Annotated in this window: 6 protein-coding genes and 4 tRNA genes; 7 read left to right on the forward strand and 3 right to left on the reverse strand. The window is 60.6% G+C overall.

What is annotated here, in order from left to right; translation table 11 throughout:
• Nucleotides 1-392: 392 nt before the first annotated feature.
• The 3 genes from H6A15_RS06725 to H6A15_RS06735 all read left to right on the forward strand — a co-directional run bounded on the left by H6A15_RS06725 (nucleotide 393) and on the right by H6A15_RS06735 (nucleotide 3769).
• Nucleotides 393-482: transfer RNA gene (locus H6A15_RS06725), tRNA-Leu, on the forward strand.
• Between the two features lie 150 nt (nucleotides 483-632).
• Nucleotides 633-3011 (forward strand): SpoIIE family protein phosphatase, encoded by a 2379-nt coding sequence (locus H6A15_RS06730; protein ID WP_204672987.1) that lies wholly within the window; start codon nucleotides 633-635, stop codon nucleotides 3009-3011.
• 29 nt (nucleotides 3012-3040) lie between these two features.
• Nucleotides 3041-3769, forward strand: a complete 729-nt coding sequence (locus H6A15_RS06735; protein ID WP_204672988.1) for an anti-sigma factor antagonist — start codon at nucleotides 3041-3043, stop codon at nucleotides 3767-3769.
• A 107-nt stretch (nucleotides 3770-3876) separates the two neighbouring features.
• Here the strand turns inward: H6A15_RS06735 and H6A15_RS06740 are convergent.
• Together H6A15_RS06740 and H6A15_RS06745 are read right to left on the reverse strand one after the other, a co-directional pair.
• Nucleotides 3877-3950: transfer RNA gene (locus tag H6A15_RS06740), tRNA-Cys, on the reverse strand.
• Nucleotides 3951-3996: 46 nt separating this feature from the next.
• Nucleotides 3997-4072 (reverse strand) — tRNA-Gly (locus tag H6A15_RS06745).
• Nucleotides 4073-4226: 154 nt separating this feature from the next.
• On the opposite strand from H6A15_RS06745, the gene H6A15_RS06750 reads away from it, so the two are divergent.
• The 4 genes from H6A15_RS06750 (at nucleotide 4227) to H6A15_RS06765 (ending at nucleotide 7408) form a co-directional block, all read left to right on the forward strand.
• Complete coding sequence (locus tag H6A15_RS06750; RefSeq protein ID WP_204672989.1) at nucleotides 4227-5150, forward strand: putative ABC transporter permease; 924 nt, start codon at nucleotides 4227-4229, stop codon at nucleotides 5148-5150.
• A gap of 282 nt (nucleotides 5151-5432) precedes the next feature.
• Nucleotides 5433-5507, forward strand: a tRNA-Val gene (locus tag H6A15_RS06755).
• A gap of 287 nt (nucleotides 5508-5794) precedes the next feature.
• Nucleotides 5795-6757: an Abi family protein gene (locus tag H6A15_RS06760; protein ID WP_204672990.1), complete on the forward strand. Its 963-nt coding sequence runs from the start codon at nucleotides 5795-5797 to the stop codon at nucleotides 6755-6757.
• 171 nt (nucleotides 6758-6928) lie between these two features.
• Nucleotides 6929-7408: a GNAT family N-acetyltransferase gene (locus H6A15_RS06765; protein ID WP_204672991.1), complete on the forward strand. Its 480-nt coding sequence runs from the start codon at nucleotides 6929-6931 to the stop codon at nucleotides 7406-7408.
• A gap of 220 nt (nucleotides 7409-7628) precedes the next feature.
• On the opposite strand, the gene H6A15_RS06770 is transcribed toward H6A15_RS06765, so the two are convergent.
• Nucleotides 7629-8822 (reverse strand): helix-turn-helix transcriptional regulator, encoded by a 1194-nt coding sequence (locus tag H6A15_RS06770; RefSeq protein WP_204672992.1) that lies wholly within the window; start codon nucleotides 8820-8822, stop codon nucleotides 7629-7631.
• Nucleotides 8823-9409 lie beyond the last annotated feature (587 nt).

Below are 9409 nucleotides of genomic sequence, written 5' to 3' on the forward strand. Positions count from 1 at the left end.
GGCGCTTATATGCGCATGTAGGGGAGTGAATTGTGCTGACGATGAACCATTCCTGCCCAGGGGGCACTCAGATTGACCATTTGCATCAAGCCGTCATGTCGCACTTGCCCAGCGTCTATGCATTTTGACCACAGGGCCGCTAAGACAGGCGCAGCGGTGCCCAGCAAAGCTTCGGTTTGACCACGGGGCACGCCAACAAGCATATGTACTTGCTCTTGATCGCTTGACTTCCCGCTTGGGCGAAGGACAGAACGTGGCTTCTCTCGGGTCATGGAGGCTTTCCAGTTTCAAATATAGGCATCTAGCTGCCGAATTGTTCTGCCAAATTTTTTCTCAAATTTCTCTTGCATACGACGGCGACTTTAGGCTATTATCTTCCTTGCTGAAACCACGTCGGAGTGGCGGAATTGGCAGACGCGCTAGCTTGAGGTGCTAGTGACCACATTTCGGTCATGCGGGTTCAAGTCCCGCCTCCGACACCATCGAATCCTCAGAGCCTCTTCGGAGGCTTTTTTCTTATCTAGACTGCGAAGGTCTGGGAGCGAGGAGCAGGCGTCTGCGCGCGGGCGCAGAACGGTTTTGGCCGCAGGCATCACGCTGCCGGCCCAAGCGGTCGAGGCAGGAGCCGGCGCATGGATACCATGGGGCGAAACGATTCGACGCTGCTCTCTCAGCTTGTGGAGCTTACAAGCGATGCCGTGGCTGTCTGCGACGCTTCCGGCACCGTGCTCCATGTCAATCGACAGCTCATGGCAATCTCCAATATGGCGCGCTCCGCGCTGGTGGGTGCCGATATCAAAGACCTCATCTTCAGCGAATCGTTCGAGCGCGCGGCGGACCATCGGCTTCCCTTTACACTCGACGGCTCTGACTGCACCCTCATGCTCAAGCTCGCCGACGGATCCTTCATCCCGGTGCTCGCACGCGCCATCGCCGTCTCGCCCCTGCGCCAAGACGAGCGTTCGAGCTTCATGAAGCGCCTGCTTCCCAAGGGGAGGGTCCTCGTGGTGATGCGAAGCCTCGAGGAGCAGTATGCCCACAACCGACAGATGCAGCGCGTGCTCTCGGAGCTCCAGGCAGCCAATAAGCGCCTTTCGGGAACCCTTTCGGTCATTATGTCCACCGTTGGCGCCGAAGACCTTCCTTCGCTTTTGGACAACGTGCTGAACCGTCTGGTCGATGCCCTCGATGCCGACGGAGCGACCGTCTACTTCTCGGAGAGCGGCGGGTTCAGGCTGCGCGGCGCCTCGCATGGGCTGGAGCATGATTACGTGCCCGAGTTCATTCCCTTTGGCGCGGGCATTCCCACCTATGTGCTGCGCCAGTCGCGCTCCTGCAGGTTCAGCGTGGTGCCTGCGGGTGAAGGCCCGCGCTACGACCCAGGCTCCTTCTATGACCTGGATGCCCGAAAAAGCCATAAGCTTCGCGTCCAAGACATGCCTCCTTTCAAGACCCAGATCGATGTGCCGGTGTTTTTCGGCACCCAGGTCATGGGCGTGCTCGAGCTGGGCTGGAAGCGCTTTACCATGCCGCGCCCCTATGACGTCAATGTGCTTGAGGTGATCTGCGACTATCTCTCGATCGAGCTCGTGAGCTTGAGCACGGCGCTGCGCTCGCGCCGCGCGGCCGAGCTCACCCGTTCGCTCAATCATCTGCGCGACACGCTGTACTCCTTCGAGGACGACCAGGTGCTTGCCTGGAACGAGTTGACCATGGAGATACGTCGCGTGCTGTCGTGCCACGTGTGTCCGGTAATCTACGACCAACGTTCGGGTGGCTATCTGGTAGATTACGAGGGCGGCAGCCAGGTCATGCTGCCGGCAGACGTCGACGAGCTGTTCTTCTCAACCACGGCGCCCGCGGCGCGCGTCGGGACGTCGGCGCGTGAGAGGTTCTCCTCGGCGCTGGGCGGTTCGCAGTCGGTGGAGGACGAGCTCAAGACCTTGCGCCTCACGCGCGTCGACCGTACCTCGCGGGCCGGCTCGTGGCTTTATTCACACGGCCTTCCCAACCAGGGCGTGTTTTTGGACCTGCGCAAGATTTCGGAGGGTGCCGGAGAGGTCTCGGAGCTTGTCGAGGCGGAGGACGGCGCGCTCGCGCCTCTCGCCCCGAATCGTCCCGCCATGATGCTGCTGCTCCTGCGCGACGGCTCCCAAGAACCTATCGATGACGTTGAGTTTGACTATCTGGTGCGTCTCACGCATGATTTCGAGCTCTTCGCCCAGAACCTCATGCGGCGCAAGGAGACCACTAGGATCGCTCAGACGCTCCAAAGCGGCATGCGCAGCTCGCTCGGCTCGGTTCCGGGTATTGTGAGCGACTCGCTCTATTCCTCGGCGACGCAGCAGGCGCTCGTGGGCGGCGACTTCTATACGCTCATCCGTCTTCCCGACGACCATGCCGTCATGATTTTGGGAGACGTCTCGGGCAAGGGGGTCGAGGCCGCCTCGATGTCGGCGCTCGTGAAGACGGCTCTCACGGCGTATGCATGGGAGGGTGCCTCGCCGGTGCAGATGGTGCGCTCGCTCAACACCATGCTCATGAGCTTCTCGCGCGTCGAGACCTTCGCCACCATGTTTGTGGCGAACATCGATCTGCGCAGCCGCTCGGCGCTCTATTGCTCGGCCGGACATCCGCCTACGATGCTCATCCGCCCGGCGCGCGAGGACTCCGACCCGGGTGAGGCGCGCGCAGGCGAGATCGAGCTCATGAGTACGCAGTCAGGCGTGGTCGGCGCCTTCGAGGACATGGCGTTTCGAAGCGGCTCGTTTACGTTTGAGCCGGGCGACATCCTGTTCATGTATACGGACGGCGCCATCGAGGCGCGCAACGCGGAGGGCGAGTTCTTCGGCGAGCAGCGACTGCGCGACATCTTGCTCGAGCAGTCTGAGCGCGGCGTGGACGGGCTCTGCGCGCGTCTGCTTAGGGAACTCGACGTCTTTACCAATTCTGCGCTCGAGGACGACATCGCCATGGTCGCGCTGCGCCTGGATGGCCAGGATGCTGAATAGCGCGCGGTTAACGAGGGAACCATAGTCGTATGCGTGAATGGAACGACATAGCAGTTATAGCCCCAAGCCGCGATATCGACATCGCGTCGGTGCCGCTGCTGCGCGAAGAGGTCGACAGCCTCATTGCCGACGGCACGCTGCGCATTCTGGTGAACTGCCGCGACGTCGGCTTTATCGATTCGACAGGGCTCGCCTTTCTGCTCACGCGCGCCCGCTGCCTCATGCAGCGCGACGGTCTGCTTTCGCTGGTGAACGCTTCGCCCGCAGTGGTGCGCTTCTTGCAGATCGCCCGTTTGCTGGACATCTTGCACGTGACGCCCGCCGACCGCCCGCCGGTGCCGTTGCTGACCCCCGGGGAGTCTCCGGTATGGAGCAAGAGCATCTCCATTCGAGAGGGCGTCGAGAATCTGGGGAGCTATCGACACCGGTTGCTCGAGCTGCTCGAGACGCTTCCCATGGACCGCGACGCGGCCTATGACACGGCATTGGCGGCAGGGGAGGCGCTCGGCAACGCATACGACCATGCCTCGGGCGCGGGCTGCGTCATGAATGTGCGCGCCTATCACGATCGCGTGGTCATCGAGGTGTGTGACTGCGGCGAGGGCTACGAGATCGCCGCAGACGAGGAGCCGAGCGAGTCGGAGGAGCGCGGCCGCGGCATCAGGCTCATGCGGCTGCTGGTCGACTCCGTGGAGGTGCGCCGTCGCACCGATGTCCAGGGTACCGTCGTACGCCTGGTGAAGCTGCTCGCGGCATAGCGCCTCTCGTGCGGAGGCCTACGATATTTCTGACCTGTCATACCGAGTGATACACAAATCGTTCACAACTATGCAAAAAGGGCGCCCGAAGGCGCCCTGAACATTTCTGGAGGCGACGCCCAGATTCGAACTGGGGGTAAAGGCTTTGCAGGCCTCTGCCTTACCACTTGGCCACGTCGCCGATGAAAAAGGCCGAATGCATAGTTCATCCGGCCTCTCACATGCAATGGAGCGGACAACGGGGCTCGAACCCGCGACCCCAACCTTGGCAAGGTTGTGCTCTACCAACTGAGCCATGTCCGCTTGACAGGGAGATAATATACACGGGTTGCCGGGGATGTGCAAGCATGTTTTCAAAAAAATTTTGGCGAGTACAATAGGAGAGGTGTTTGTGCAGGCTTTGCCTGGTATCTGTGGTCCTCGTGCGGGCGATTGAGAGCCCGCGTAAAGGGTTGTCATGATCAGAATCTCCCTGTTCATCATCACCTGCTTCCTTCTGTTCCGCGCAGTGAGCGGTGCGGTGTCGCGCTATCAGGACCGTCATGGTGCAGGCGCGTCGTTCAAGCGCATGGTGCGCCAAGGGCGTCTCGATGCCGGCGTGTATGACGATGCGGTGTGGTCCGAGGTTGGCCACGGCAGGCGTCGTCGGCTGCGGTCGAACATCTCGCGCGAACAGCAGCGGGTCATTCGCCAGGCGCGCCTCGAGATGCGCGAGGACTTTCTGGACGACAACAATCCGGGGTTCTACCAATACGTGATCATCTTTCTTGTCGCATCGGTTTTGGGGCTGGTGCTCGAGACCGTCTATACCTTCGTGACCTTCGGCATTCTGGAGAGCCGCGTGGGGCTCGTATGGGGGCCGTTCTCGCCGCTGTACGGCTTTGGCGCGGTATTGCTCACGGCGGTGCTGTGGCCCCTGCGCAAGCGGCCTGTGTGGCAGCTCTTCTTGCTCTCGGCCGTGCTGGGCGGGCTTCTGGAGCAGATTGCCGGCTGGAGCATGGAGCAGTTTGCGCACCTGCAGTCGTGGACCTACCTCGGTCTGCCCGACCACATCACCCAATGGGTGGCGTGGCGCTTCTTGGCCATGTGGGGCCTTATCGGCGTGCTGTGGTGCCGGGTGATCATGCCCGAGATGGTCTATCGAATCGGCGAGCCCACCTCGAAGCGCCAAAAGGTCGTGGTGGGACTGCTCACGGCGTTCATCACGCTGGACATCGTGATGACGGTGGCGTGCTTCTGGCGCGCCGGCCAGCGCAGCGAGGGCGTTCCCCCGCGCGGTCCGTTCGAGGCGTACGTGGATACGCATTTCAACGATGACTTTATGGCGCGCACGTTTGAGAACATGAAGGTGGGGGAGGACCTGCCCGTCTCGAGCAAGTAGGGTCGAAGAGCGGCGCTCGTCCATGGCATGGCCGACGGGCGTCAGGTTCGGCCATGCCATGCCCCCGTGGGGCTTTCTTGCGTCGCAATGCCTCGCGGATGGTATGTGGGGTTCAATGTTTGGTTTGGGATCGTAAGGCGGGCTTCGCCTGGTGTTCAGCGCTCGATTTGGACTTTGGCCTTAGACTTTTGCGCTGCGGTCTCAAACTTTTTTAAATTGGGGGTTTACAGGGTCTGGGGAGTCCGGTATATTATCACCTGCGCTGAAACGCGCACCCTGAACGGGCGTTTAGCTCAGGGGGAGAGCGCTTCCCTGACACGGAAGAGGTCAGAAGTTCAAATCTTCTAACGCCCACCACGAATTCGCAGCTCAGAGCATATTCGCTCTGAGCTGTTTTTGTATCTGTCCAAATGGCGTCCAAACAGCTGTCCAAATTCGGTGGGATTCACCGGACGATATGGAATGTCAAGTTATGCATGGACTTGAGTATCGGTGCCCTGAAGTACCGATATAATGCCACCAATATTCCATAATCATCTAACCGTTTCGGCTCATGAGGTTCGGGAGCCGGGCTCTTCAGTTTCTGGTCGTAGGGTAGAATTGCTTGCATGATGGATGATGTTAGGAAACTCACAGCTTGGGGCATGGATGACGGCGTGCATGACGCACTACCCCTCAAGCCCATAACGACTCCTGAGCAGCAGATCGATCTGCTCAAGGGCAAGGGCGTCACGTTTGAGCGCTGTGCGGAGGAGCGCGCTCTCGAGATTCTTTCGAATGCCGAGACCTACCTGCACCTCTCCGCCTACCGAGTGCTTTTCCAGCGCCATGAGGACGGCCCCGACGCCGGGAAGTTCGTGAGCCTCGACTTCGGGAATCTCTTGGACGTGAGCTCTCTTGACGACGTTCTTCGCGAGACGTTTCGCCTCATGGCGAAGGATGTCGAGCGCGCGGTCAGGGCATGGCTCGTGTCCGATGCCGCTAAGCGCGGGGAGGATGGCTATGGGATTGTCGCCGACTTCGTGTCCTCCCTACCGCGCGGCTTCCGCGAGGGGCTGAGACGCGATCTCGTATCGCGTTCCCAGGCGGACGAGTACGCGGGGTCGCTGATCGACCACTACCGGGATGCCATGCCTGTATGGGTGCTGCTGGAAGTGGTGCCGTTCGGGACGCTGCTCGCCTTTTACCTCTTTTGCGTTGAGCGCTGGGACGAGGCGGAAAGGCGGGAGATTCACTACGCTCTTAAGGATGTGAAGGCCGTTCGCAACTGCGCGAGCCATGCGGGCTGCCTGTGCAACGGCTTCGTGCCCGAGCGCGAGACGAGGCACGCAACCTCGGGGGTCGTGCTCGAGTGGCTGAACGCCCACGGCATCCGAAACAGCAAGGGCCGTCGAGCCAGATTGCGCAACCGACGTACGCAACAGCTCGTAACCACCGTGGCACTGCATGACATGCTTGCGGGCGAGCATGCCTCCCCGGCGGCGCTTGACGCGGTTGCTGGCCTCCGTCCCCTGATGGACGACGCGATTGCGCGCTATGGGACGCAGAACCCTCTCGTGTCTCATCTTGCGTTTCTTGCAAGGGTTCTTGACGTGGCACGAGGCTGATGCCATGATGTACGCAGATGCAAAAACCTTCGAGGTTTTGTAAGGGCCGGTCCTCTCGGGGACTGGCTCTAGTTGTTTATGGGGCCTTAATTGATGCTGGATGCCATGCGGTGACTAGAAGAACGACCGGCGGGTGATACGATGAACGGTGACGCGCCCAGCAGTGCAGTCATGTCGGTCAGGAAACTTTCCCATTCCGACCTTCCCGCGCTGCTTGCCCTCTGCCTCGGCAACCCGCAATACTACGCATTTCTCGGCGAGGAGCCGACACCGGACGCGCTTGCTGCCGAGATGGTCGAGTTGCCTCCTGACTGTCTTCCAGACCAAAAGTCCTACCTTGGTTTCTTCGGTGCCGATGGGGATCTCGTTGCTGTGCTCGATCTTATTAGGGGTTATCCCGCGGATGGGTGCGCCTTTATAGGGTTTTTCATGGTCGACTCCTCTCGGCAAGGGGAGGGTGTGGGAAGCTCTCTCATCTTACGAATACTCAATCGCCTTCGCGACGAGGGCGTCGTTTGCGTACGTCTTGCCTGCGTTGAAGGAAATGAACAATCCCGTCGCTTTTGGGAGAAATGCGGGTTTGTCGAGGTGGGCACTCCCGTTGACCAGGGTGAATACAGAGTCGTCCCCATGGAGTGCCGGTTAGTGTAGCCTGTGGGAGCTTGGAATCTCCAAACATGTTGCGCGAGAGCAGCGATGACGGATCTCTGAGCAATGTCGACGCATAAGGGAACAGCCGCCTTATGGGAGACGGCTGCTCGGCGTGGACATGCCCACAAAGAGAAGTAATCTCACAGGAGGGCATAAACCTTTTGTTCGCTACGTGTATAACCCAAGCGCGTCCCCGCTCGTTACGGGGTGTGCTCGGCACCTAACCGGCAACCTCCTCGTTTGCTAAGCGCTCGGCGGAGCTAAGAAGCTCCTGATAGCGTGGGTCGTCACTGGCGAACTCTTGCCATTCGGGAGCCGTCACGCGCGCGACGGTGCTTTGACATAGGGTGCGGCGCAGGTCATCCAGCTGGCGAGCCTTGTGTTCGGCCCATGCCTCTCCGGAACGGGAGGGGTCAAGCCGTTCCGTCATGCGGTTCCAGAGGGGCGAGGTGGATATGTTCGTGCTCAGTGGCATGTTCTTTGTCGCACTCACCGCCCGTGCGAGAGCGGTGAGTGCTTCGTCCTTCTCGCCTGCCCTTCGCAGGGCATCGGCGACCTCAAATGCCATTGAGACCGGGAAGAACGGGTTCACCGTACCCATGTTCAGCGCGTCGAAAGCTGCCCGGGCAGCCGCATCCGCTGCGTGTGCAAAGACAGCGTCATCCTGCATGTCCACCTCTTGCACGAGCGACGCGAGCACAAAGTTTGCCGCACGCAGCCGCTCTGTCTGCAAAAGGTCGAGGGCGTCGTCCGCGCGTCCAAGCTTGCGATAGGCAGAGGCAAGGAGCATCGTCGGGGCGCCTGCGTCCTGCCGACGCACGAGCGGCTCTAGAACGGCAGTTGCCTCATCAAAGCGTTTCATCTGGAAGAGTGTCGTCGCTTTCTGCTGCTGGGCGAGGAAAGTGGTTGCTGGATCCATGGTTACTTCGAGCGCGCGGTCGATCAGGACGAGCGCCTCGTCGGCGAGCGCGGCAGCATCGGGCATGTCGAGCTGCGCACCGCCCTCTTCGTCAACCGGTGCGAACGGTGTTGCCATGCCGGCTGCCCACGTTGTGAGAAGCGAGGCCAGCATGAGCAACAGGTTCACGTCAGAGTAATGCTCTGCCGCGAGCGCTTTCAGACGCTTGTGCGCAGCAGCAAGGTCCTGCTCTGCCAGCGCGTAGACTTCGGCGTAGAGCGCGGCGGACTCCTCTTCCGTAAGTTCGTCGCGCCAGTCGAAGAGTTCGTCCAGGGTGAGCGAGAAGTATGCGGCAATGCGCGGCAGGAGGCTCACATCGGGCAGGCTCTGCCCGAGCTCCCACTTGCTGACGGCTGCCTTGGAGACGCCCAGATGGTCGGCAAGCGCTTCCTGCGTGACGTCCCTGCGCCGGCGTTCGCGCGCAATGGTGCGGCCGATGTTGATGCGTTTGTTCATATCCGCTCCTTTGAGTGGTTGGTTGAGGTTGCCGGCTGCCATCTTTAGTATGTGGTCGAATGATAGTGGAATCAAAGGAGCGCTGGTTGACGTTTAGTGCAGGGAGTCAACCGACATTCAACGTCGCGTTTGGGATGCCTTTAGCTATCGGTGGCGTCGTTTCCTCATGGCGAGGCCGTGTAGCCGGGTATGGGATTTGTCTGTTTGGCGACAAGCCCCCTCCGGGTTACCGTCCTTGGGGTAATCGGCTATCTGGAGTTCACAATGTGCGTACGTCGTCGATGACGCTCCGAGGCGCCTTCGGTCTTGGGTCGCCGGATGGCAAGCAGTAATTTTTCACACCGATGGTCAAAAAGACCGCCGAGTGTGTACTTCCGCTGCCCGTTGGAGCCCCTTTGAACGCTGCCGGGGGTGCCCGGGGCACCGGAAGACCGCCTTTAATCCCTTCCCGGGCAGGGTCAGGGGCAGTTTGGGGGACGCGTCCCGTTATTTGGTGTAAGCGGCATCCCGGCCGGCGCCCGGAAGGGCGCGGCCGTTCCCTAGAATCGTAGTCACCACAACAGACGGTTCTGGAGAGAGGAACGACC

Source organism: Enorma phocaeensis, assembly GCF_016901575.1.
GTDB classification, from domain to species: domain Bacteria; phylum Actinomycetota; class Coriobacteriia; order Coriobacteriales; family Coriobacteriaceae; genus Limicola; species Limicola phocaeensis_A.